This window comes from Pseudoalteromonas sp. 2CM37A (genome assembly GCF_023161885.1).
Classification (GTDB): domain Bacteria; phylum Pseudomonadota; class Gammaproteobacteria; order Enterobacterales; family Alteromonadaceae; genus Pseudoalteromonas; species Pseudoalteromonas atlantica.
Window position 1 is genome coordinate 171,540 of sequence record NZ_JALNTJ010000001.1, and the last position, 23,420, is coordinate 194,959.

23 protein-coding genes are annotated in these 23,420 nt (G+C 40.7%); 18 read left to right on the forward strand and 5 right to left on the reverse strand.

Annotation, left to right across the window (positions count from 1 at the left end; genetic code table 11):
* Nucleotides 1–23 precede the first annotated feature (23 nt).
* From modA to MTF68_RS00755, 3 genes are read left to right on the forward strand one after another with little or no spacing between them, the layout of a single operon-like run.
* Nucleotides 24–776, forward strand: coding sequence for a molybdate ABC transporter substrate-binding protein (gene modA / locus MTF68_RS00745; RefSeq protein WP_248461360.1), 753 nt, complete (start codon nt 24–26; stop codon nt 774–776).
* A complete protein-coding gene (gene modB / locus MTF68_RS00750) occupies nt 763–1,449 on the forward strand; it encodes a molybdate ABC transporter permease subunit (RefSeq protein ID WP_004587743.1) in 687 nt (228 codons plus the stop codon). Before modA ends, modB begins: the two co-directional genes overlap by 14 nt.
* Complete coding sequence (locus tag MTF68_RS00755) at nt 1,442–2,479, forward strand: ATP-binding cassette domain-containing protein (protein WP_248461361.1); 1,038 nt, start codon at nt 1,442–1,444, stop codon at nt 2,477–2,479. Before modB ends, MTF68_RS00755 begins: the two co-directional genes overlap by 8 nt.
* A 37-nt stretch (nt 2,480–2,516) precedes the next feature.
* Here MTF68_RS00755 and moeB read toward each other — a convergent pair whose 3' ends face one another.
* Complete coding sequence (gene moeB / locus MTF68_RS00760; RefSeq protein WP_248461362.1) at nt 2,517–3,275, reverse strand: molybdopterin-synthase adenylyltransferase MoeB; 759 nt, start codon at nt 3,273–3,275, stop codon at nt 2,517–2,519.
* A 286-nt stretch (nt 3,276–3,561) separates the two neighbouring features.
* Here moeB and MTF68_RS00765 point away from each other — a divergent pair, with 286 nt between their 5' ends.
* The 13 genes from MTF68_RS00765 (at nt 3,562) to MTF68_RS00825 (ending at nt 16,933) form a co-directional block, all read left to right on the forward strand.
* A complete protein-coding gene (locus MTF68_RS00765) occupies nt 3,562–5,031 on the forward strand; it encodes a NarK family nitrate/nitrite MFS transporter (RefSeq protein ID WP_096041872.1) in 1,470 nt (489 codons plus the stop codon).
* 13 nt (nt 5,032–5,044) lie between these two features.
* The gene (locus MTF68_RS00770; protein ID WP_248461363.1) at nt 5,045–6,784 is read left to right on the forward strand and encodes a bifunctional protein-serine/threonine kinase/phosphatase; all 1,740 of its coding nucleotides are present in this window, start codon (nt 5,045–5,047) and stop codon (nt 6,782–6,784) included.
* Nucleotides 6,785–6,793: 9 nt separating this feature from the next.
* Nucleotides 6,794–7,987, forward strand: coding sequence for an alginate export family protein (locus MTF68_RS00775; protein ID WP_248461364.1), 1,194 nt, complete (start codon nt 6,794–6,796; stop codon nt 7,985–7,987).
* Nucleotides 7,988–8,215: 228 nt separating this feature from the next.
* Complete coding sequence (locus MTF68_RS00780) at nt 8,216–9,742, forward strand: FAD-dependent oxidoreductase (RefSeq protein ID WP_248461365.1); 1,527 nt, start codon at nt 8,216–8,218, stop codon at nt 9,740–9,742.
* Nucleotides 9,743–9,763: 21 nt separating this feature from the next.
* Entirely contained in the window at nt 9,764–12,454 is a 2,691-nt protein-coding gene (locus MTF68_RS00785; RefSeq protein ID WP_248461366.1) for a nitrate reductase, read from the forward strand.
* A 16-nt stretch (nt 12,455–12,470) separates the two neighbouring features.
* Nucleotides 12,471–13,442 (forward strand): GTP 3',8-cyclase MoaA, encoded by a 972-nt coding sequence (moaA, locus tag MTF68_RS00790; protein WP_248461367.1) that lies wholly within the window; start codon nt 12,471–12,473, stop codon nt 13,440–13,442.
* 1 nt (nt 13,443) lies between these two features.
* Nucleotides 13,444–14,070, forward strand: a complete 627-nt coding sequence (locus MTF68_RS00795) for a molybdenum cofactor guanylyltransferase (protein WP_248461368.1) — start codon at nt 13,444–13,446, stop codon at nt 14,068–14,070.
* Nucleotides 14,067–14,606 carry a molybdenum cofactor biosynthesis protein B gene (moaB, locus tag MTF68_RS00800; RefSeq protein WP_004587753.1) on the forward strand — a complete coding sequence of 180 codons (540 nt, stop codon included), beginning with the start codon at nt 14,067–14,069 and terminating at the stop codon, nt 14,604–14,606. The genes MTF68_RS00795 and moaB overlap by 4 nt, the downstream gene beginning before the upstream one ends.
* Nucleotide 14,607: 1 nt before the next feature.
* A complete protein-coding gene (gene moaC, locus MTF68_RS00805) occupies nt 14,608–15,078 on the forward strand; it encodes a cyclic pyranopterin monophosphate synthase MoaC (protein ID WP_004587754.1) in 471 nt (156 codons plus the stop codon).
* A complete protein-coding gene (locus tag MTF68_RS00810; RefSeq protein WP_248461370.1) occupies nt 15,056–15,349 on the forward strand; it encodes a MoaD/ThiS family protein in 294 nt (97 codons plus the stop codon). The genes moaC and MTF68_RS00810 overlap by 23 nt, the downstream gene beginning before the upstream one ends.
* A complete protein-coding gene (gene moaE, locus MTF68_RS00815; protein WP_096041863.1) occupies nt 15,349–15,807 on the forward strand; it encodes a molybdopterin synthase catalytic subunit MoaE in 459 nt (152 codons plus the stop codon). The genes MTF68_RS00810 and moaE overlap by 1 nt, the downstream gene beginning before the upstream one ends.
* 39 nt (nt 15,808–15,846) lie before the next feature.
* Complete coding sequence (locus MTF68_RS00820) at nt 15,847–16,212, forward strand: hypothetical protein (protein WP_248461371.1); 366 nt, start codon at nt 15,847–15,849, stop codon at nt 16,210–16,212.
* Nucleotides 16,213–16,288: 76 nt separating this feature from the next.
* Nucleotides 16,289–16,933 carry an MOSC domain-containing protein gene (locus MTF68_RS00825; protein ID WP_248461372.1) on the forward strand — a complete coding sequence of 215 codons (645 nt, stop codon included), beginning with the start codon at nt 16,289–16,291 and terminating at the stop codon, nt 16,931–16,933.
* 57 nt (nt 16,934–16,990) lie between these two features.
* On the opposite strand, the gene MTF68_RS00830 is transcribed toward MTF68_RS00825, so the two are convergent.
* Both MTF68_RS00830 and metG read right to left on the reverse strand, forming a co-directional pair.
* A complete protein-coding gene (locus MTF68_RS00830) occupies nt 16,991–17,647 on the reverse strand; it encodes a bifunctional 4-hydroxy-2-oxoglutarate aldolase/2-dehydro-3-deoxy-phosphogluconate aldolase (protein ID WP_248461373.1) in 657 nt (218 codons plus the stop codon).
* Nucleotides 17,648–17,903: 256 nt separating this feature from the next.
* Entirely contained in the window at nt 17,904–19,925 is a 2,022-nt protein-coding gene (gene metG, locus MTF68_RS00835) for a methionine--tRNA ligase (protein WP_064385641.1), read from the reverse strand.
* A gap of 187 nt (nt 19,926–20,112) precedes the next feature.
* Here metG and apbC point away from each other — a divergent pair, with 187 nt between their 5' ends.
* A complete protein-coding gene (gene apbC, locus MTF68_RS00840) occupies nt 20,113–21,189 on the forward strand; it encodes an iron-sulfur cluster carrier protein ApbC (protein WP_248461374.1) in 1,077 nt (358 codons plus the stop codon).
* 7 nt (nt 21,190–21,196) lie between these two features.
* Nucleotides 21,197–21,784 (forward strand): dCTP deaminase, encoded by a 588-nt coding sequence (dcd, locus tag MTF68_RS00845; RefSeq protein ID WP_004587761.1) that lies wholly within the window; start codon nt 21,197–21,199, stop codon nt 21,782–21,784.
* 93 nt (nt 21,785–21,877) lie between these two features.
* Here the strand turns inward: dcd and MTF68_RS00850 are convergent, their stop codons facing one another.
* Nucleotides 21,878–22,537: a type IV pili methyl-accepting chemotaxis transducer N-terminal domain-containing protein gene (locus tag MTF68_RS00850; RefSeq protein WP_248461375.1), complete on the reverse strand. Its 660-nt coding sequence runs from the start codon at nt 22,535–22,537 to the stop codon at nt 21,878–21,880.
* Between the two features lie 97 nt (nt 22,538–22,634).
* A complete protein-coding gene (locus tag MTF68_RS00855; protein ID WP_248461376.1) occupies nt 22,635–23,417 on the reverse strand; it encodes a CLCA_X family protein in 783 nt (260 codons plus the stop codon).
* Between the last annotated feature and the right edge of the window lie 3 nt (nt 23,418–23,420).

The following is a 23,420-nucleotide window of genomic DNA, read 5'->3' on the forward strand; positions in this document are numbered from 1 at the left end:
TGATTTTTAAAACAATACTTATAATGTTAAAGCTTTACAATACATGGTGTGGTTATTTGTTATTACTGTTAGTGGTATTTAGCAATCCTCTTAACGCAAAAGAAACGCTGCACATAGCCGTTGCGAGCAATTTTAAACCTGTGCTGCAAACGCTGGTGACTAACCCAGCCCTGAAAAATATTAATATTAAAATATCAGCTGCTTCTAGCGGCGTATTACACTCTCAAATTATGCACGGTGCACCGTACGATATTTTTTTATCAGCCGACGCTGCACGCCCACACGCACTGATCAAAGACGGCTTTGCACTCAAAAATAGCTTAACCACCTATGCGATAGGTTTATTAGCCCTGTGGCAGCCAAGCAGCTCAGTTATTAATAATAAATTAGCCATTGCTAATCCGCGGTTTTCGCCATATGGGCAATCATCGGCGCATTATGCTAAAAACTATATAAAAACACCGTATGAATTTGTGTATGCAAATAATATTACCCATGCGTTTCAATTTGTAGAAACAGGCAATGCCGCTAAAGGCTTGGTCGCGTTATCTACGTTAAAGTCGGCGTATCGCAAAACTAAAAATAAAAAATATTTAAATTACACGCTTATCGAACCTGAAAAATACCCTGAAATAACGCAGCAAGGCGTTATCATAAGCGCTACTAAGCATTTAACGGCAGCTAAACAATTTATGGCTTTTTTAAATGCCCCTTCAACCGCAAAAACATTATTAGAGCTTGGTTATAAAGCAAAGGAAAGTGATGTTAGCAAGTGATGTAACAGCGCTGTGGCTTACAATTAAACTTGCCTTTATAACGGCTGCTATTTTGTTGATTATATGCATTCCGCTTGCATGGCAGCTAGCCAGTTATAAAGGTAAGTTAAAGCCTATATTAGAAGCACTTATAGCAATGCCTTTGGTGCTGCCGCCTACGCTAATGGGCTTTTATTTATTGGTATTGTTTTCACCTACTCATGCATTTGGCCAGTTTTGGTTTTGGCTCACGGGTACGCAGCTCGCGTTTAGTTTTCAAGGGGTGGTTATTGGTTCGTTATTTTACTCTCTCCCTTTTGTGATGCAGCCGTTACTGGCGGGCTTTAAACAAATAAATACTACTTACAATCAAGCTGCTATTGCCTTAGGGATCAGTCCATTTAAGCGTTTTATGTATTTAACGTTACCGCTATTAAAGCCAAGCATAGGCAGTGCCTTTGCACTGGGCTTTGCCCATACATTGGGAGAATTTGGTTTAGTACTAATGATTGGTGGCAATATACAAGGCGAAACACAAGTGGTGTCTATTGCGTTGTACGACCATGTAGAGTCGCTTAATTATGGGGCAGCGCACCAATTGTCGTTGGTATTGCTAGCAATCTCGTTTGCGTGTTTAGTGTTGTTGTTTAAATTTAATAAAACCGTGATAAACGGAGCTGCTAATCGTGCTTAAAATACAATGTCATCAACGTTTGGACGATTTTGAATTACATGTTGATTTAGCTATAAATCAATTTGATATTTTAGGGGTGTTTGGCCCTTCGGGCTCGGGCAAATCGAGCTTATTACAGGCGATAGCAGGGCTTACGACGGCGCAAAATGTGTGTATAAATAATCATAATATTACCCATTTAAAGCCCGATAAACGCCTACTTACTTTACAGCTGCAGTCGTGCCCGTTATTTCCACATTTAAATGTGATGGGTAATTTACTGTTTACTCACAAGCATTGTAAAAATAAAAGTAATAACCTAACGCCTGATCAGGTAATTGATTTATTAGCACTAAACCCATTACTAAATCGTGATGTGTCGGGGCTTTCGGGCGGGGAGAGCCAGCGCGTAATTTTTGCAAGAACACTACTAAGTGGGCAATCTGTTGTTTTACTTGATGAGCCATTTAGCGCCTTAGATTGGTCAACGCGTTTTACTATGTTGGGGGCTGTTCAACAACTTAATAAATCCCATGGTATTAAATTTATTATTGTTAGCCACTCTTTAAAAGAGCTACTTTATTGCAGCGATACATTACTTCATATAGCGAAAGGCAACGTGCTTCAGTGCGGTGCAACACAAGAAGTGGTGCAAAGTATTTATACAAATAAGAGCCAAACGCCACTTAGTATACTTAGTTATAGTAAGCCTGAATTTAATGATGCTTTTGGTCTATACCAGCTTACTCTTAGTAATAGCCAACAGCATTTATATGCAGTGCCTTCGCTGGTAAAACAAAACCATAAGTTAATTATAGAAAGCAGCCAAATAACCTACAGCAAAGTAAAACCAATTAACGAGAGCAGTGCAAACGTGCTAAAAGGTATGCTTGAAAATGCCCAGCAGCTTGATGAGCAATGGCTGCTAACTGTTAACGTAGATACGCAATTACTGTATTGCACGGTGTCTAAAAGGCAATGGCAGCAAAGTGCCGTAAGCCCAGGCGAGCAGATTTATTTGACAATAAATAACCTAGAAACGCTAAATTAGGCTTTTAAAAGCAGTCATGTATTTACAATGTACTAAATTAAGCACTGCAAACAGGGCAGTGCTTATTTTTAACAATGTTAAAACGGTTAAACTCCATAATCAAACCATCTACAAGTAATAGCTGCTCGGTGAGTTTACTAGGCAGTCCTGCAATAATTTTAAGTGCTTCAGTCGCTTGAATACTGCCAATAAGCCCTACAATAGGCGAGAGCACGCCTGACTCTGAACAGCTTTGAGTTTGTTCGCCAAAGAGCTGTGACACACAGCCGTAGCAATGGCTATTAGGCGCCATTGTAAAGCAAGCTACTTGTCCCTCTAACCTTATGGCAGAGCCCGAAACCAAGGGCGTACGGGTGTTATAGCAGGCGCTGTTGAGCAAATTACGTGTTGCTAAGTTATCAGTGCAGTCAATAACTACATCCACTTTGCTAAGTAATTGTTCAAGGTGCGAATTTTCATTTAAAAATTCATCAATAGTGTGGATCTCTATTTCATCATTTAACTGAGTTAACTGTTTTTTTGCACTGTGGGTTTTTAAGCACCCAACATCACTTTGTTTATAGATCACCTGCCTTTGCAAGTTAGTTGCATCAACCACATCGTTATCTACAAGCGTTAACGTACCTACACCAGATGCCGCTAAGTACTGCGCAACTGGGCAGCCTAATCCACCTAACCCCACAATAAGAGCATGACTTTGCCATATTTTTTCTTGTCCATCTATATCTAGCTGAGGAAGCATAATATGGCGAGAATAGCGTAATTGCTGCTGATACGTTAAAGGGGGTTTTTGCATTAATGAGTTCTCATAATTTTTTTTAACAATACCAATTAGTTAAAACCTAGAGCAAGTAAAGCTTAAAAATTCTTTGCACTGTTTACGCCCAACAAAGCTGCTTAAATAGTGCAAAGCGAAATAAATATTAATTCCCAAAAATATAAGTAACTGAAAAACCTACCTATTAATTGTTGGCTTAGTAATTGCTGAAAGCGGTTAACGTTAATTTAACAATCGTCGCAGTGTTATTACTACCAAAGTCGTACTCACTGCTTAAAATAATAATCGTTACAAGGAAAAAAACATGCAACCGAGTTCTGGGTTTAATCTCATATCGTTTAGCGGAAAAATGAAAATACTACATTTAAGCTGGATGGTGTTTTTTATCTCTTTTTTTGTATGGTTTAACCATGCTCCATTACTAGGGGCAATAGCGGGCTCGCTAGGTATAACTATGGCACAGGTAAAAACGCTGCTCATTTTAAATGTGGCCTTAACCATTCCCGCACGTGTTGTTGTTGGCATGCTGACAGATAAGTTTGGTCCGCGTATTGTTTATGCCGCTTTACTTATTTTATGTAGCATACCGTGTTTTATGTTTGCTATGGCTACCACGTTTGAGCAAGCCGCTATCGCGCGTTTTGCACTAGGCTTTATTGGTGCAGGCTTTGTAGTGGGCATTCGTATGGTGAGCGAGTGGTTCCCGGCTAATGAGCTTGGTACGGCAGAAGGTATTTATGGTGGCTGGGGTAATTTTGGCTCGGCTGCCGCTGCCATGTTACTACCTGTATTAGCGCTTATGTTTGGCGGCGACGATGGCTGGCGCTATGCCGTTGGTTTAACGGGCGTACTTAGCGTTATTTTTGGTGTTATCTGGTACATAAACGTAACCGATACACCAAAAGGGGGGACGTACTTTAAGCCTAAAAAAGTAGGCGCAATGGAAGTAACCAGTAAAGGTGACTTTGTATTATTGCTTATTATGAAATTACCTATGTATGGCGCACTGGCTTTACTTACTTGGAAGTTGTCTCCTACAGGCGCTAATTTAATTTCTGCCAATTTTGTTTTAGCCGTTTATGCATTTTTAGTGCTGTTATACGCCTACGAGGTATATAAAACCTTTGATATAAACGGACATATATTTAAACAACCCGTGCCAGAATCACACCGCTACGAATTTAAACAAGTAGCTGTACTTAATATTTTATATTTTACTACCTTTGGCTCAGAGCTGGCCGTTGTATCTATGTTGCCATTATTTTTTATGGAAGTGTTTGGCCTAGATATGGTGTACGCAGGTTTACTGGCCTCTGCTTATGCGTTTATGAATTTAGCCTCGCGCCCGGGTGGTGGTTGGATCTCAGATAGAATGGGTCGTCGTAAAACACTTATTGTCCTTACCTCAGGGTTAGCTGTTGGCTACTTTGTTATGGGCTTAGTTGACGCTAGCTGGCCACTTTGGCTTGCAGTAGCTGCTGCCATGGCGTGTTCGTTCTTTGTGCAAGCTGGTGAGGGAGCGGTTTTTGCTGCTGTGCCACTTATTAAACGCCGCTTAACAGGGCAGATTGCAGGTATGACTGGCGCTTACGGTAACGTAGGCGCCGTGGTGTATTTAACGGCGCTCTCATTAGTGGATTACCAAACTTTCTTTATGATTATTGCTGCCAGTGCATTGTTAGGTTTAGGGGCGTTATTTTTCATGAAAGAGCCAGATGGGCACATCACAGAAGTAAACGAAGATGGCTCTGTTGAACTTATTTCAGTGACTTAAGGCAGCGTTAACCATGTTTGATGAAACCCAACACGCTCAAGTTCGTAATAATACGCTAGATGTTTCTTTTGGTGGGCACAGTGCCGCGGGCATAAAAGATGAAAATCAAGATGCGTTTGCTGCTTTAAATACTGAGCACGAACAACAAGAAACAAAAGGCGCTATTGCGTGCTTAGCAGATGGGTGTTCATCGGCTAAAAATGCCAAACAAGCATCGCAGCTCAGTGTTACTCATTTTATAAATGAGTATTTAAATACACCCGACAGTTGGGCGGTCAAAAAATCGGTTTCTAAGGTTTTAGCTAGCTTAAATCAGTGGTTATATTCGCAATCAGTTAACTATAACCACTTAGGGCAACGCCAAGCTGATTGGATGACCACCTTTACGGCGCTTATATTAAAATCAGCTACGGGGTATATATTTCATTTAGGCGATACTCGCATTACGCGTTTACGCGATAATCAAATGGAAGCGATAACGCGGGATCATAAAGTAAATGATACGCTCACTCGTGCTTTAGGCGCGCAGTCACATCAAGAAATTGATGTTTACGAAGTTGACCTAAAAGCCGGCGATATTTACATACTGACTTGCGATGGTGTGCATGATGTATTGCCCTATAGTGAAATTGCCAACGAAATAAACGCCCATAACAACTTAGAGCAGGCAGCAAGTGCCATTACCTCACGCGCTATAGCACAAGGCAGTGATGATAATGTGAGTTGTTTATTAGTGAAGGTAAATAGCATTGCGCAGCAAAATCTAGATGAGCTTTATCAATCGTTAACGCAGCGAAAAATACCACCCGCATTAGAAGTTGGCCAAATAATTGATGGTTATACGGTTATTCGTAAAATCAACGAAAGCAGCCGATCGCACATTTATTTGGTACAGCAAGCACCTGATGCACCTCCCGTTGTATTAAAGGCACCTTCGGTTAATTTTGAAGACGATATACACTACCTTCAAGGCTTTATACGCGAAGGGTGGGTAGGGCAACGTATAAATCATCCTAATGTAATGAAGGTTTTAAATACGCAATCGCAAAGCCGATTTTTATATCATATTTGCGAGTACATGGACGGACAAACCCTCAGTGACTATAAGCACGACGTCCCTTATTTAGAAATAGCTCAAGTGCGCACTATTGTAGAGCAAATAGTGCATGCGCTAAGGGCTTTTCAGCGATTAGATATGGTACATCGTGATTTAAAACTCGATAACGTGATGATAGATGCTCACGGTAAAGTTACGTTAATTGATTACGGTACTGTCAGTGTTGCGGCTATGGATGAGTCGGTTAAGCAAATAGCCGATGACTGCCCGCAAGGAACTATAGATTATACGGCTCCTGAAACACTTATTTCGCTGCACGCCGATTTTAAAAGCGATATGTTTTCGCTTGGGGTGATTGCTTATGAGTTATTGTGCTCGAAGCTGCCTTATAAAACATTACCGGCAAGTCATACCCCTATTGATTACAGCCACTGGCAATACACAAGTATTCGCAAGTACCGAGCCGATATACCCTTTTGGTTAGATCAGGCTTTAATGAAAGCACTTGCGCCAAAACCAGAGCTCAGATACCACGCATTTTCTGAGTTTTTAACAGATATTAGTAAACCTAATCCACATTTACAGAGCTCAGCCAACAAAATTTCAATAATGAAACGCGATCCAGTATTACTCTGGAAGAGCATTTCGCTGTGTTTATTTATCATTTTATTGTGCGTGCTCATAATTAAAAACTAAGAGACCAACATGTTAAATTATAAAAATAACTTACCTATTATTTTAATGATATGGTGCATTGCTGCGCCTTCAATTAGTGTTGCAGCGCAAACCGACCTTAATTTTAGGCTGCGTTATGAAAGTGCAGAGCAAGATAACGCACTAAAAGATGCCAGTAGCTTAACGCTGCGTACACGCCTTACTCATAAAACCGATGAAGTGAATAGCTTTTCTGCTTTATTAGAGGTCGAAGATAGCCGAAGCCTATTCGGTGTAGACGATTACAACAATACGCTGGGTAAAAATACTAATTACTCAGTAATAGCCGACCCTGAAACCACAGAGATAGATCAGGCTTTTGTTAAATACGCAAAAGATGCTTTATCAATTAATGTAGGTAGGCAAGTAATAGCGCTTGATGGACAGCGTTTTGTAGGTCACGTTGGCTTTAGGCAAGACAGGCAAACCTTTGATGCTGCAACAGTAAATTACACCTTTAATGATATTAACTTGCACTATAGCTACATAAGTAAGCGCAACCGTATATTTGCCGATAGCAAAGATATTGATGCATCCGATCATCTTATCAATGCAAGCTTTAAAACAAGCCTAGGTAAGGTGGTTTTATACAGCTATTTATTAAGTGACGACGCAATAGATAATGACAGCTTAGATACTTATGGCGTTTCTTTTAATGGTAATAAAACGCTCAGCGATATTAAATTTTACTATAAAGCACAGTACGCCACGCAATCTGCATCAACGAGCATGAGTGATTTTGACGCTGATTATTATGCATTTGAAGGAGGGATAGATTTAGGCGGTTTAGGCATTGAAACCGTTACATTAAAAGCTGGTATTGAGTCACTGGGTTCTGATAACGGTGATTATGGTTTTGCCACGCCGCTTGCCACAATGCATAAATTTAATGGCTGGGCCGATACGTTTTTAGCAACCCCAGCACAAGGGCTTGATGACACTTATGTAAGTTTAAATGGTAAAGCTTACGGCGGTAAATGGCTGTTTGCGTATCACAGCTTTGATGCCAACGATAGCGCCAATGGCGTTGATGATTTAGGCACAGAGCTAAACGTACAATACGTAAAGCCTATTAATAAAACCTATGCTGTAGGCGCAAAATATGCCGATTATTCAGCAGGTGATAGCGCTGCAGGCAAAGTTGATACCCAAAAACTGTGGGTATGGGTAAGCGCTAAATTTTAAGTATTTAACCTAAACCCTCGTTATTTAATTTAAAGCGTTACAAGTTGGTGCAATAGCGCCAGCTTGTGGTGCTTTCACTTCTTTTTTACTGTGTTAACTCAGTTAAGTTGTTGAAATATATTGTTTATATATCTGGCTTGCATATTGCTATAACCAACACATAATAAATTATACATTTAAAGTACCCATCTAAAGTTAAGTGTATTTTAAATCAAACAGGTGATTTTAATGCCAAGCAAGCAGCGTGTTGTAGTTGTCGGAAATGGAATGGTTGGCCATCATTTTGTACAACAGCTAGTATCACAACAAGGTGATACTCAAAATATGGAGATTACCGTACTCAGCGGTGAAGACCGACTCGCTTATGACCGCGTACAGCTTTCGTCTTTTTTTAAAGGTAAAACCGAAGACGATTTAGCACTTACCTGCAGTAAAACCTATCAAGATTGGCAAGTGTGCTTTCATACTCATTCTAAAGTGGTTGATATAAACCGCGATGCAAAAACAGTCACTACTGCAAAAGGCAAAACATTTGAATACGACAAGTTAATATTGGCTACCGGTTCATTTGCATTTGTACCCCCCATTCCAGGAAAAGACCGTGAGCATTGCCTAGTTTACAGAACCATTAACGATTTACACGCCATAAAAAAATCTGCACATGCCAGCAAAGTGGGCGTAGTAATTGGCGGCGGTTTATTAGGGCTAGAAGCTGCCAACGCGTTAAAGCAACTTGGCTTGCAAACCCATGTAATAGAATTTGCACCACAACTTATGGGCGTACAAATAGATGGTGCTGGTGGTCGATTGCTTAAAAATAAAATTATCGAGCTGGGCGTTACAGTGCATACATCAGTGGCGACAGAGCAAATTATAGAGGGTGAAAACAGTCGTTATAAAATGTGCTTTAAAGGGGGGCAAACCCTAGAAACCGACATGATTGTATTCTCGGCCGGTATTCGCCCATACGACAACCTAGCTCGTGAGTTTAATTTAGAAATAGGTGAGCGCGGCGGCATCGTAATAAACAACCATTGCCAAACGAGTGATAAAAACATATACGCCATAGGCGAATGCGCCCTTTGGAATAACTTTATTTTTGGCCTTGTAGCACCGGGCTACGCGATGGCAAAAGTAGCGGCGGGGCATGTTTTACAACAGCTGTCTTCAAACAAAGCTTTACACACTACCTCAAACAATTCCTCAAATAGTGCTGATGAATTTAGCGGTGCCGATATGAGCACCAAGCTTAAATTAATGGGTGTTGAAGTAGGCTCAATTGGTGATGCTCATGCACGCAGTGAAGGCGCAATTAGCTATTACTTTGAAGATCAGCCAAACGGTATTTACAAAAAAGTAGTCACTAATGAGCAAGGCAATAAGCTCATAGGTGCTGTACTGGTTGGCGATACCAGTGATTACGATAATTTATTGCAGTATCACTTAAATGGCATTGAGCTTAGTGTGCCCGCAGAGTCATTAATAATGCCGCTTGCAGGTGACGCGGGCGAGCTAAACGCTGATGATTTGCCACGTGATGCCATTATTTGTGCGTGCCACAAAGTGACAAAACACACTATTGAACAAGCGGTTATACAAGGTTGTAGCGATTTAAATAAAGTGCAGCAAGCCACTAAAGCAAGTACGGGTTGTGGAGGCTGTGAAAAACTAGTGCAAAGCGTTATTAGCAGTGCGCTTAATAATAAAATAGCTACGCTAACCCCAGTAGATGAGCCAGTATCACAGAGCGCTTAACACAAAGAATAAGAGAGCAGTATGGAAACATTAAACACATGTTCAAACACACCTTTGCTTAAACAAACCACCTGCGCTTATTGTGGTGTAGGCTGTGGGGTTGATATTTCATTATTAAATAATACCCCAACAAAACTTGAAGGCACGCGCGAGCACCCCGCTAATTTTGGCCGCTTGTGTGTTAAAGGCACGCACTTGCTTGACACCACAGGCACTGATAATCGCTTAACATCGCCTCTTATTGATAACGAACCCGCCAGCTGGGATACGGCAACTGATTACGTTGCCAACAAATTTAACGCCATTATTAAAGAGCATGGACCGGAGTCGGTTGCGTTTTATGTATCGGGGCAGTTACTGACTGAAGATTACTACGTTGCCAATAAATTAATGAAAGGCTACATAGGCTCAGGCAATATAGATACAAACTCAAGGCTGTGTATGTCATCGGCGGTTGCCGGTTATAAACGTGCATTTGGTGAGGACGTAGTACCATGTACCTACGAAGATTTAGAGCACACTGAGCTACTTATTTTAATTGGCTCAAATGCAGCGTGGACTCACCCGGTACTATACCAGCGTATGGAGCGCGCAAAAAAGCTTAATCCAAACATGAAAGTAGTGGTTATCGACCCGCGAAAAACCGATACAGCCGAACTTGCCGATACCTTTTTAAATATAAAACCAGGCAGCGACGGGGCTCTTTATAACGGTTTACTTACTTATTTAAGTGAACATAACTATTTAGATACGCAATTTATAAACGCGCATACAAATGGCTTTGAAACAGCGCTTGTAGAGGCGAAAAAGTGGAGTGTAAAAGCGGTAAGTGACTTTTGTGATATTGACGCGCAGCTAGTCAGTGACTTTTACGCCTTATTTGCCCAAAGCCCAACCGCTATTAGTTTTTATTCAATGGGTATTAACCAATCAAGCTCAGGGGTTGATAAGTGTAATGCCATTATAAATGCGCATTTAGCGTCGGGCAAATTGCTAAAACCTGGATGTGGCCCGTTTTCAATAACGGGGCAGCCTAATGCTATGGGTGGGCGTGAAGTAGGGGGCTTGGCAAATCAATTAGCAGCACATTTAGACATTGAAAACGACGCGCACCAACAGTTAGTGCAGCGTTTTTGGCAATCGCCAACAATAGCTAAAAAAGCAGGGTGTAATGCGATTGATATGTTTGATGAAATCGCCAAAGGGAAAATAAAAGCTATTTGGATAATGGCAACCAACCCGATGGTGAGCCTACCTAATAACGCAGCCATACAACATGCACTTGAGCAATGTGAGCTGGTGGTTGTGTCTGACTGTATTGCTAAAAGTGATACGCTAAAATTTGCTAATGTGGCATTCCCATCAACCGGATGGGGCGAAAAAAACGGCACAGTGACTAATTCAGAACGCAGAATATCGAGGCAGCGCCCGCTAGTTGAGCCATTTTCGGGGGCTAAAAACGATTGGCAAATAATGTGTTTAGTTGCCCAAAAAATGGGTTTTGAAGGATTTGACTTTACAGACCCCAGTGGCATTTTTGAAGAATGGGCACAACTTACTGATTTTGAAAATAACGGTGATAGGCTATTAAATTTATCAGCCTTAGTAGGGCTTTCGCAGCAGCAATACGATAACTTAAAACCCGTTATGTGGCCGGTACTAAAAAATGAGCCATATAAAAACGGGCAGGTTTTTGTTAATAAACAATTTAGCACCGCAGATAAAAAAGCCCGCTTTATACCTATAACGCCCAAACTTCCTGTGCAGCAAACATCAAGCGATTACCCTTTTGTAATGAACTCAGGACGAATACGCGATCAGTGGCATACAATGAGCCGCACTGGGAAAAGTACAGCCCTTTCTACTCATATAACGCGCCCATATATTGAAATAAACCCCATAGATGCCTGCAAATTAAACATAAAAGCAAACGATTTAATAACCGCCAATGCTAAAACGGGGCAAGTTACGGCTCATGCAAAAGTGACAGAGGCCGTGCGAAAAGGCGAATGTTTTATGCCTATTCACTGGAACAAGCAATTTGCCTCATCCGCTACGGTAAGTGGGCTCTATCAATCGGTTGTTGACCCTATTTCGGGCCAAGCTGAGTGTAAGCATGGTGCTGTTGATTTAGTTAAAGCGCAGTTTGCTCAGTACATGCAAATTTTTAGCAAAACAGAGCTTAAAATAACCAGTGATTTTTGGCTTAAAGTTAACGCAAGTAATTGTGTTAACTATCAGTTAGCACTCAAGGAGCCGCAAAATGATTTGCTTTATTATTGCCAAACACTGACAGGGTTACAAGGGCAGTGGTCGGCAATGGGCAGTGCAAAAGCAATGCATGTTCAATGTATTAAAAACGAGCAGTTAGTGTTTGTTGCGGTTATTTCGTCGGCTCAAAAAGACATATCACTTGAGTGGATAAATCACTTATTTGCAGAGCCTTTAATAACCTTTAGCCAATTACAGTCATTGTTGTATGCCACGCCCGATGAAGAGTTTACTCAAGGCGCGCAAGTATGTAGTTGCTTTAAAGTACGTGAGCAGCCCATTATAAACGCCATTAAAAGTGGTGAAAATACAGTAGAGCAATTGGGGTCTAAACTAAAATGCGGCACTAACTGTGGGTCGTGTAAAACCCAGTTAAGCCAATTAATAAAGCAGCATACTACGCAAAACGCTAACAGTATTGATGTTGCAGTTGAAATGTAAATAAACAAGGAAGCATATGCTTAATGATCAATTTGGTCGGCAGTTTAACTATTTGCGCCTCTCAATTACCGATGTGTGTAACTTTAGTTGCACCTATTGTTTACCAAATGGGTATCAGTGCGATACCCCGCGTAACTTTTTAAATAAAAACGAAATAAACACCTTATTAAATGCGTTTGCGCAATTAGGCACAAAAAAAGTGCGTATTACGGGCGGTGAGCCGTGTTTACGCAGTGACGTAACCGACATTATAAAGCAATGTAAAAACACCCCAGGCATAGAAAAAGTCGCCATAACAACCAATGGATTTAACTTATTTAATAAAATTGATGAGTATTACAGCGCTGGCTTAGATGCGCTAAACATTAGTATAGATAGCTTAAACCCGAGCATGTTTAAATTAATTACAGGACACGACAAGCTAAATCATATTTTAAAAGGGATAGACCGGGCAATTGAGCTGGGTATAAAAGATATAAAAATAAATGCAGTGCTGGCTAAGCAATTTAATAAAAACCAATTGAGTGATTTTTTAGACTGGGTAAAACATAAAAAAGTAACGGTACGCTTTATCGAATTAATGGAAACAGGCAATGGTGCCACCTTTTTTGAACAAAACCATGTAAGCGGGCAAAGTGTTAAAGCGCAGCTTTTATCACAAGGTTGGTTACAGGTAGTGAGAGGTAAATTAAACGGCCCTGCAGAGGAGTTTTGTCATCCCGATTTTGAGGGTCGCATTGGCTTAATTATGCCCTACAGTAAAGATTTTTGTAAAAGCTGCAACAGATTAAGAGTATCGTCATTAGGCAAATTACATTTGTGCCTGTTTGCCGAGCAAGGAATAGACTTACGCCCGCATTTAAATGCGCAAGATATGCCAGCCACTGTAAATGCGATTCAAGCGGCTATGGGCAATAAAACCATTAGCCATGAGCTTGATAAGCGCTTAACCGGCGCCACAACACATTTAGCTATGTTGGGCGGCTAAAATGAGTAATAAAGCCGTGTTTACGGGGGTTGTACTCGCGGGTGGGCAATCATCCAGAATGGGCAGCGATAAAGCCAACCTTATTTTAAAAAATAAAACATTACTGCAAAATGCATGTGAGTTATTAACAGCAGCAGGAGCAAGTGATGTACTTATAAGCCGTAATGTACAAAGTGCTACTGCGCAATACATCGCAGATATATACCCAGGTTCGGGCCCGCTTGGGGGGATTTATTCAACCTTAATGGCAACAGAGCAAGATATACTTGTAACCGCTGTTGATATGCCGTTGCTTACTTGCACTTTATTATCGCAAATTGCATCTGCAGCAAGCGATAATTCCCACTTTCAAACAAATCAGCCACAAATACATGCGTGGCACTTTGAAAATGAACCGTTACCCCTGTATATTCGTAACACCCAAAGCGTTAAACGTCATTTAAAACAATTACTCATAAACGCAAATAGTCATAAATCAATTAAACAGTTTACCCGTAGTATTGGTGTGCAAACGCTAAAATGTAATAAAGCGCACGCACTTGTTAATACCAATACACCGGCGCAATTTAAAGCTGTTAACGAGCAATTTGACCAACACAAACCTAATTTATTGAGAAGAACCCTATGAGCCACACAACTGAGTCACAAATTGCATTAAACATTGCCGTAATGACAGTAAGCGATACACGCGATGAAATTACGGATACTTCAGGCCATTATTTAATTAAAGCCCTTACTGAAGCAGGCCATCACTTAGCGGATAAAGACATAGTTAAAGATGATGTTTACCAAATGCGAGCAGTTGCATCGCAGTGGATTGCCGATGACACCATTCACGCCATTTTAGTAACCGGAGGTACGGGCTTTACCGAGCGCGACTCAACACCAGAGGCATTTGCACCGCTGTTTGATAAAAGCGTAGATGGATTTGGAGAGCTATTTAGGCATATTTCTTACGGTGAAATTGGTAACTCAACTATTCAATCGCGTGCGTTGGCGGGTCTTGCCAATAACACCGTTATTTTTTGTATGCCTGGCTCTACGGGCGCATGTAAAACAGCCTGGACAGGTATTATAAAAGATCAGTTAGACTCAATGCACAAGCCATGTAACTTTGCACCGCATATTACTATTGGTAAAAAATGCGAATCGCGAGAGCAATAATATGCTGAGCCACGTAGATGAAAACGGCCAAGCAAACATGGTTGATGTATCGCTAAAAGAGGTCACTCTGCGCGATGCATCTGCCGAGGCCTACATTAAAATGAGCAAACAGGCTTTTGAGCAAGTGTTGCTTAATCAAAATAAAAAAGGTGACGTGCTAGGCGTAGCCCGAATTGCGGGTATTCAGGGCGCTAAAAAGTGCGCTGATTTAATTCCGCTTTGTCACCCGCTGGCACTGAGTAAAGTAGCCGTTGATTTTGAACTTGATGAAGCAAATAGCCAAATTAAAGTCACTAGCTACTGTAAATTGGCGGGTAAAACGGGCGTTGAAATGGAAGCGCTCACCGCTGTATCTGTGGCGACCCTTACATTATTTGATATGTGCAAAGCCGCCGACCCGCTTATGGAAATACACGGTATGCGTGTAACGCAAAAAGCAGGAGGCAAGCATGGCAGCTGGCAGCGAGACTAATTTAAATAATACTGATGCAGGGCATGTAAACGTGCTGTTTTTTGGCCAACTTAAAGAGCGCCTAAAGTGCGATAAGTTAACCGTTGATATAGCGCATACCCTTAGCGTTAAAGCGTTTAAACACATGCTGGTTGAGCAAAACCCGCATTGGCAGTCATGGCTTGAAGAGCGTGATGTATTGTGTGCGCTTAATCAAACTATGTCATCAAGCGATGAGCTTGTAAAAGCAGGGGATGAACTTGCTTTTTTCCCACCAGTGACAGGTGGCTAATGAGTATAAGCATTAACGTACAAACGCAGGATTTTTCAGTAGGCGAGCAACATGACGCACTTTGCAGTAATAACAAAAGTGATGGTGCCGTAGTGACGTTTACAGGGCTGGTGCGAGAATTTAGCAGCGGCGATAACGTAATTGCCCTTGAGCTTGAACACTACCCAGGGATGACTGAGCAACTACTGCAATCGATAGCCGAGCAAGCCCAAACACGCTGGCAACTTGCCCGCATAAGTATTATTCATCGAGTAGGCTATTTAGCGCTTGGTGAGCAAATTGTATTTGTTGGCGTAACTAGCCGCCATCGCCAAGCCGCGTTTGAAGGCGCACAGTTTATTATGGATTACTTAAAAAACCACGCTACGTTTTGGAAAAAAGAGCATTTTAAAGACTCCTCAAACTGGGTTGAGTTTAAACAAAGCGACAAGCAAGCATTAAACAAGTGGGAAAAGTAGGCCTGTGTAAGCCTATTTAAATGCGTTTATAAAATATTAATGAAAAAGCTTATCTCAAAAAGAGAATCAATAGAGTCAGCTTACCTATGGGTAGCGGCTCTACTTATTTTTATAATTATGTTAGAGCTATTAACTGGCTGGTCAGTGGGGTCCAAAAGCTCACCGAGTCAATCTTTAAACATTAATCCGGAACAGTTTTGGTTTGAAATAAAACTTCACTGCAGCTTAGTTTCTTGGGCAATTTTTAGAGCTTTTATTACATTCCCACTTTTTAGAGCGACTTACAATGGCATGCTTCGCTTTAGAGAAAAACACAAAACCGTAGCAAATATCCTTTTCTATGTACTTACGCCTGTATTTGTAGTGTTTCTGATTTTAACTTTGTTATATATTTTTGACTTATAATCTTACTTTGTTGATCTTCAAGGATGAATGATGAAACTTACGCACTCTTACTTTTAGCTATAATCAAAGGTTTAAGATGAAAATAATCTCTACCAATATCTCTAAAATAAAAACGGTTGAGCATAACGGCAAGAAGGTTAAAACGGGCATATTTAAAACGCCAACCACTGAGCCGGTTGTTATTGAAAAGCTGAATATAATAGGTGATGAACAAGCCGATTTAGTCAATCATGGCGGGGTGGATAAAGCGGTTTATGCGTTTTCGCACAATCATTACGATTATTGGAAGCGCACCCTTAAAAATGATGATTTAGCAGTCGGTGCCTTTGGCGAAAACTTCACAATTTCAGAGCTTGATGAGCAAAATATTCGTATAGGGGATCGTATTCGTATAGGTACTGCACTGCTTGAAGTAAGCCAGCCCCGTGTGCCGTGCTTTAAATTGGCTATCGCACTTAATAATAAACAAAGCCTAAAACTGTTTACTCAGTATTACCACACGGGTGTTTATTTTAGAGTGCTTGAGCAAGGTGTTGCTAAAACGGGCGATGCCGTGACTATTGAACATAAAGCTGAGCATAACATTTCGGTTAAAACGTTGTTTCAGGCCTTTTTTGATAAACACTACCCAGATTATGAAAACGTATTATTAGCAGCACTTGAACTACCCGAGCTTGCACTTGAGTGGCAAACTAAAATCCAAAAGAAATTGGGGAGTTAAAAGAGCGTTATTAAAGCTGTATTACTTTTAATAAAAGCTCACTTTTAGCTGTATTATTTAGTTTGTTAAGTGAGCGACCGCTGATATGTATTTGCACACCAATTGGCTTAATGTGTCGTATTGCTGTTTGTTATTTATCGGCTTACTAAAATCACTACTTACCGCCACTGCGCATGCCCCCGCTGCAAACCAATGTGTTAGGTTGTCTAAATTAATGCCGCCTACGGGCATTAATGGCACATCAGAAAAAGGCCCCGTTAGCGCTTTAAAGTAATTAACCCCCACACTGCCTGCAGGAAAAACCTTAATAATATCGGCGTTATACTCTATTGCATTGGCAACATCGGTAGGGGTGAGTGCGCCCATTAATACAGGTAAACCATGGCGGTGGGCAAGCTCTACCACTGCTTGATTAGTATTTGGTGTAACTATAAATTGCGCACCGGCATCAATCGCTTGTTGCGCAAGGGCGGTGTTAATTATTGTGCCAGCGCCAATGAGTGTATTTTTATAAGCAGCGCGTGCTTTTGCTATTTCTTGCTCAAAGCCAGGTGTATTTGAGGTGATTTCTAGCGCGTTAATGCCTGCATTAACTAAGCAATTAATTAAAGGGGCTACATCGCTTTGTTGCTTTAAGCGAAGTATAACAACTAACTTATGTTGCTTTATTTGGTTGCTTATTTTTATTCTGTTGGCATTTAAAATTTGGCTCATAATGTCACTTCACTTTATTTAATCCAGAGTCACACGTGTAACAGCAATCGGCAATAATACTTAATTATTTTGGGGCTAAACGCGTTACAAAGCTCTCACTTTGATCATTTTGAATAACTAAATAGCGAGTTTTTGTCTAGTTATCAACACGCTTTTGCACCCTCAAAATAGCACACTTAATTAAATGGATTGGTATAAACGTTTTTTTCTCATAAAAAAACCGCTGATATTTCAGCGGTTTTTTATAAGTAATAAATTACATTACACGCATGCCTGGCTCTGAGCCATCGTCTGGGTTAAGAATGTAAATTTCTTTACCGCCAGGGCCTGCAGCTAATACCATACCCTCTGACATACCAAAGCGCATTTTACGAGGTTTAAGGTTTGCAACCATTACAGTAAGTTTGCCTTCAATGTCTTCTGGTGCGTAAGCCGATTTAATACCAGCAAACACTTGGCGTGTTTCGCCGCCTAAATCCAGCGTAAGTTTAAGTAGCTTATCGGCGCCTTCAACATGCTCTGCTTTAGCAATTTTAGCAACGCGTAAGTCTACTTTTGCAAAGTCATCAAATTCAATTTCATCCGCAATTGGCTCTTTTGCAAGTGGGCTATTAGGGTCAATTGTTACTTTTGATTCTAGGCTTTCTTTTGATTCTTCAACCATTTTATTCACTTTATCCATTTCTACACGTTGCATGAGCGGCTTAAATTTATTGATAGGGTGTGCAACAAGTGCATTTTGAACGCCATCCCATGCTAAGTCGTCATTTAAAAAGGCTTCTACGTTTGCAGCCATACCTGGTAATACAGGTTTTAAATAGGTAATTAAAACACGGAACAAGTTAAGGCCAAGCGAGCACACTTCGTGCGCTTCTTGCTGTTTTGCTTCATCTTTAATGAGTACCCATGGCGCTGCGGCATCAATAAATTGGTTTGCTTTGTCGGCTAGGGCCATAATTTCACGAATTGCGCGGCTGTATTCACGGTTTTCATAGTGGGCAGTAATGCTCGGTGCGGCAGCTTGAAATTCTTCAAGTAGTTCAGGCTGCATAATTGTGCTACTTAATTTACCGTCAAACTTTTTAGTAATAAAGCCTGCACAGCGGCTTGCTATGTTTACTACTTTACCTACTAGGTCTGAATTTACACGTTGTGCAAAGTCTTCTAGGTTTAAATCAAGGTCAATAATACCGCTGTTTAATTTAGCTGCGTAGTAATAACGTAAGTACTCTGGGTCTAGGTTATCAAGGTAAGTACGTGCTTTTATAAACGTACCCTTTGATTTAGACATTTTTTCGCCATTGACGGTTACAAAGCCATGTGCAAACACGTTAGTTGGCTTTCTAAAATTAGCGCCCTCTAGCATGGCTGGCCAAAATAAGCTGTGGAAGTAAATAATGTCTTTACCAATAAAGTGATAAAGCTCAGCATCAGAGCCTTCAGCCCAAAATGCATCAAAGTCGAGGCCTTTTTCGTCACATAGATTTTTAAAGCTTGCCATGTAGCCAATTGGCGCATCTAGCCATACGTAAAAGTATTTGCCCGGTGCATTTGGAATTTCAAAACCAAAGTAAGGCGCATCGCGGCTAATATCCCACTGTTGCAGGCCATCGGTAAACCACTCATCTAACTTATTCGCCATTTCTTGCTGAATAGAGCCCGAGTGTAGCCACTCTTTAAGCATGCCTTCAAATGCTGGCAGGTCAAAAAAGTAATGCTCTGAATCTTTTAAAATTGGCTCTGCACCTGACATTACTGAGCGCGGGTTTATTAATTCGGTTGGGCTGTAAGTTGCGCCACACGAGTCACAGCTATCGCCATTTTGGTTTTCAGACTTACACGTTGGGCAAGTGCCTGTTACAAAGCGATCTGGTAAAAATATGCCTTTTTCAGGGTCGAATAACTGTGAAATAGTGTGCTTTTTAATATGACCCGCATCATTAAGGCGGTTATAAATAAGCTCACTCAGCTCTTTATTTTCTGAGCTGTGGGTGCTGTGGTATTTATCAAACTTGATGTTAAAGTCGGCAAAGTCGCGCTGGCGTTCAATGCTTACATTTTTAACCATTTCTTCAGGCGTGATCCCTTGCTTTTGCGCATTAAGCATAATTGGCGTGCCGTGAGCATCGTCGGCGCAAACATAATAAGCTTCGTGGCCTTGTAGCTTTTGAAAACGTGACCAAATATCAGTTTGAATATATTCCAATAAATGGCCTAAGTGAGTAGGGCCATTTGCATAAGGTAATGCGCTGGTAATGAGGATCTTTCGCTGCGTCATAATTATTCCGAATTGAGGATAAATCACCATTTTTACTACAAAAAAGGCGGTTATCATTAATTTATCCATAAGCTTTGGACTAACGGTACGCGCAGCTTATGGATTTTTGTTAATTGACTGGTGTTAATGCCCTGAATGTTACATAATTCTGTGGCACTTTTCATCAAAGAAACGCTATTTAATTGCTATGTTTGGACTGTCGAAACTATTCTCCTCTAAATCGGTGCAAAAACAACCGATTATTACTGCCTTAGCGGCGTATCGAAGCGCGGCATTTGCCGTAGGTATTGATGAAAGTTTTATTGATACCATTTCGCAAAATGACGATAAATCAATACACATTAAAATAACGCTGCCATTTGCGGCTCAATCAGAAATGCCGTTAGTTGAGCAGCACGTAAGTGAAAGTATAAATACACCGGTTACCATAGACTCTGTGGTGAGTATAAAAGAGCCTGCAAAATTTAAAGCCATTAAACACATTGTGCTGATTGCCTCAGGTAAAGGGGGGGTAGGAAAATCAACTACTGCTGTAAATTTAGCCGGGGCGCTTAAAAGCGAAGGCGCAAAAGTAGGGATTTTAGATGCTGATATTTATGGGCCATCTATTCCTATGTTATTGGGGCTTGTAGGTGCAGAGCCACAAACCAAAGATAACAAACTGCTTCAGCCATTTGATGCCAACGGCATTAAAGCGCAATCAATCGGCTTTTTAGTGCCAAGTGATGACGCAACGGTATGGCGGGGCCCAATGGCATCGGGAGCGCTCAACCAATTATTAAACGAAACTGATTGGGGCGAACTAGATTACTTAATTGTTGATATGCCACCGGGTACGGGCGATATACAGCTAACAATGAGTCAAAAAGTGCCTGCCAGCGGCACTGTTATTGTGACTACGCCACAAGATTTAGCCCTTGCCGATGCGCAAAAAGGCATTGCAATGTTTAATAAAGTTAACGTACCTGTGCTTGGGCTTATAGAAAATATGAGTCACTACATTTGTAGCCACTGCGGTGAAGCCAACCATGTATTTGGCAAAGATGGCGCAGAAAAACTTGCCCATAAACACGGCGTACCGGTGTTAAGCCATATTCCACTTGCCATAGATATTCGTGAATACTCAGAGCAAGGTAAATTAATCGCCAGTGATACCAGCGCGGCTATTAGCAACACATACAGCGCAACGGCAAGACTGATTGCCAGCACGCTTTTTTATCAGCAGCACCAACACGGTGTTGAGATAGTGATAACGCAGGACTAAGAAAAAAATGAGACTCTCAGATACCCATATTAAAGAATATTTAAGCGATGGCCGCATAGTGATTGAGCCTGCGCCGACTAATGAAATGATTTCGGGTGTGACAGCCGATTTGCGTTTAGGGAACAAATTTAGAACCTTTAACGCACATAACGCAGCGTACGTAGATTTAAGTGGCCCTAAAGATCAGTTAAATAAGGCTATGGAATCAATAATGAGTGAAGAGATTGAGCTTGCCGATGGCGAAGCTTTCTTTTTACACCCAGGTGAACTGGCATTGGCCATTACCCATGAAAAAGTAACACTTCCTGCCGACATAGTAGGCTGGTTAGATGGTCGTTCATCACTTGCCCGCTTAGGTTTAATGGTGCATGTAACAGCGCACAGAATCGACCCAGGTTGGAGTGGTAATATTGTTTTAGAATTTTACAATTCAGGTAAGTTGCCACTAGCGCTGCGCCCAATGATGAAAATTGGTGCAATGAGCTTTGAAATGCTTTCAGGACCCTGCGAAAACCCATACAACATTCGTAAAGACGCAAAATATAAAGATCAAAGTAGTGCGGTAGCAAGCCGCATTAGCGACGATAACCTATAACAATATAAAACTATTAAGCGTTTAAATGGCTTTGTTTTGCTAGCTTAAACGCTTAATAATTTATACCAATGTGCATTATTGCTTACACTGATATTAAATGTGTTTTTTATTTCTGGCTTTATAAACGAGTAAAAACTCGACTAATATAGATAATAAAATAACTATAATTACAATGCCTTGAATAGTGTGTAGCCTTTTAACCCTGTCAACACTCTCTTTTTCGTACTGCATAACTACCGTATTAAACGCTTTTAAAAGCGGCTCTTTTGCTAAAGAAAAAAAGCTTTCTTGCACTGTATCTAAATTAAGTGTTTGTGTTTTTAACTTTAATACTTCTTCAACTCTATCTGAAAACATACTTAATTTTTTATCGACATTAACAGGCTCTTTAAAATACATTGCTAATAACTCGTTAGATAGCGGGCTTTCATCGCCTAATACTTGCGCCCCATAATGCTCACTTAATAAGTATTTATGATTATTTTTTAAAGAGTTTAAAGCATTAATGGCCAGTAATTTAGAATCCTGCGAGCCATACATTAAGTACTCTAAAGTAAACATGCTCACCCGTTGCGAAAGCATTCTTTGTTGACCACTTACATTTACGAGTTTTCCAGTATCGGTTTGCGCGTCTATTACTTCATCAAGCATAAAGTGAATACAGATAGATAAAATTGCAATTACAGTTAAGGGGACAATATAAATAAAAGAAATAGCGCTGCACTTTTTATGTTTCAAATCTGTATTCACCATGTAATTCTACTTATTTTTAAATTATTAATGCTTAAGAATAGGATAGATTAAATATAAGATTTTTCACGTAAATAAAGTTTACAAGGTAGCTTGTGGGTTATTTTGAGTTATGAAGTGCATAGCCTAGTAGTTCAAAATACTTATTAAGGGCTTTGTTTGCTTTATTAATATGCTCATTATCAGGGTAAATTAAATTACTGCTTTTTAAGCCACTAACCAAAAAGCTATTTTTTATTGTGCTGTTCGCCTCTATGCAGGCTTCAAAGCAGCGTGCTGCAAGCTCCTCAGGCATACTCATGTAGTTCATGTTATGCGCTTGGTCGTGTTTTATGCACGTTTGTACAAATTCATTCGCATCTTCCCCATTTAAATCTAAAAACACGTTTTTGTAAAAATCGTTTAGCGCACTATTAAGTGGGTGCGATAAATTTGGCGTATTTGCAAGCCACAGCTTTGAGGCAAACCCAAAGCGAGGTTTTGCATTAAATAAATGCTCGCTTATATGATGATCAAACGCATGAAACCATTCGTGAGCCAATGCGCCACCGCCCGCATTTTTAGCTAAAGCAAGGGTTTGTGAAGCTGCGTTATAATGCGCTTGTACGCCTTTTTGACCGCCATGCCCAAAGTCAAAATTTAGTTTGCCGCGCAGGCCAATAGCTTTGGGCGGTAAATGTAATATTTGAGCAAGGTCGGCGAGGGCATCGTAAATTAAGTTTGCACTAATAAAATGCTCTTCTTTGGTTACCCATTTTCCTACAACCATAGATCTAAAGCCAAAGGTGTCTCTAATATCACTAAAGTCAACTTGGTCGTCAAAGCGGTAGTCTGGCCCTTTACGAGTGAATCCGCGTTTTAATCTGTTTGGGTAATTACGCATTTA

Excerpts from the sequence above, each read along its gene's own strand:
- MTF68_RS00780 (WP_248461365.1), top strand. The coding sequence starts at position 8,216 with ATGCCAAGCAAGCAGCGTGTTGTAGTTGTCGGAAATGGAATGGTTGGC.
- modA (WP_248461360.1), top strand. The coding sequence starts at position 24 with ATGTTAAAGCTTTACAATACATGGTGTGGTTATTTGTTATTACTGTTA.
- MTF68_RS00765 (WP_096041872.1), top strand. The coding sequence starts at position 3,562 with ATGCAACCGAGTTCTGGGTTTAATCTCATATCGTTTAGCGGAAAAATG.
- modB (WP_004587743.1), top strand. The coding sequence starts at position 763 with ATGTTAGCAAGTGATGTAACAGCGCTGTGGCTTACAATTAAACTTGCC.
- moeB (WP_248461362.1), bottom strand. The coding sequence starts at position 3,275 with ATGCAAAAACCCCCTTTAACGTATCAGCAGCAATTACGCTATTCTCGC.
- metG (WP_064385641.1), bottom strand. The coding sequence starts at position 19,925 with ATGACGCAGCGAAAGATCCTCATTACCAGCGCATTACCTTATGCAAAT.
- MTF68_RS00770 (WP_248461363.1), top strand. The coding sequence starts at position 5,045 with ATGTTTGATGAAACCCAACACGCTCAAGTTCGTAATAATACGCTAGAT.
- dcd (WP_004587761.1), top strand. The coding sequence starts at position 21,197 with ATGAGACTCTCAGATACCCATATTAAAGAATATTTAAGCGATGGCCGC.
- MTF68_RS00850 (WP_248461375.1), bottom strand. The coding sequence starts at position 22,537 with ATGGTGAATACAGATTTGAAACATAAAAAGTGCAGCGCTATTTCTTTT.
- moaC (WP_004587754.1), top strand. The coding sequence starts at position 14,608 with ATGCTGAGCCACGTAGATGAAAACGGCCAAGCAAACATGGTTGATGTA.
- apbC (WP_248461374.1), top strand. The coding sequence starts at position 20,113 with ATGTTTGGACTGTCGAAACTATTCTCCTCTAAATCGGTGCAAAAACAA.
- MTF68_RS00795 (WP_248461368.1), top strand. The coding sequence starts at position 13,444 with ATGAGTAATAAAGCCGTGTTTACGGGGGTTGTACTCGCGGGTGGGCAA.
- MTF68_RS00775 (WP_248461364.1), top strand. The coding sequence starts at position 6,794 with ATGTTAAATTATAAAAATAACTTACCTATTATTTTAATGATATGGTGC.
- moaE (WP_096041863.1), top strand. The coding sequence starts at position 15,349 with ATGAGTATAAGCATTAACGTACAAACGCAGGATTTTTCAGTAGGCGAG.
- MTF68_RS00825 (WP_248461372.1), top strand. The coding sequence starts at position 16,289 with ATGAAAATAATCTCTACCAATATCTCTAAAATAAAAACGGTTGAGCAT.
- MTF68_RS00820 (WP_248461371.1), top strand. The coding sequence starts at position 15,847 with ATGAAAAAGCTTATCTCAAAAAGAGAATCAATAGAGTCAGCTTACCTA.
- MTF68_RS00830 (WP_248461373.1), bottom strand. The coding sequence starts at position 17,647 with ATGAGCCAAATTTTAAATGCCAACAGAATAAAAATAAGCAACCAAATA.
- MTF68_RS00855 (WP_248461376.1), bottom strand. The coding sequence starts at position 23,417 with ATGCGTAATTACCCAAACAGATTAAAACGCGGATTCACTCGTAAAGGG.
- moaB (WP_004587753.1), top strand. The coding sequence starts at position 14,067 with ATGAGCCACACAACTGAGTCACAAATTGCATTAAACATTGCCGTAATG.
- MTF68_RS00785 (WP_248461366.1), top strand. The coding sequence starts at position 9,764 with ATGGAAACATTAAACACATGTTCAAACACACCTTTGCTTAAACAAACC.
- MTF68_RS00810 (WP_248461370.1), top strand. The coding sequence starts at position 15,056 with ATGGCAGCTGGCAGCGAGACTAATTTAAATAATACTGATGCAGGGCAT.
- moaA (WP_248461367.1), top strand. The coding sequence starts at position 12,471 with ATGCTTAATGATCAATTTGGTCGGCAGTTTAACTATTTGCGCCTCTCA.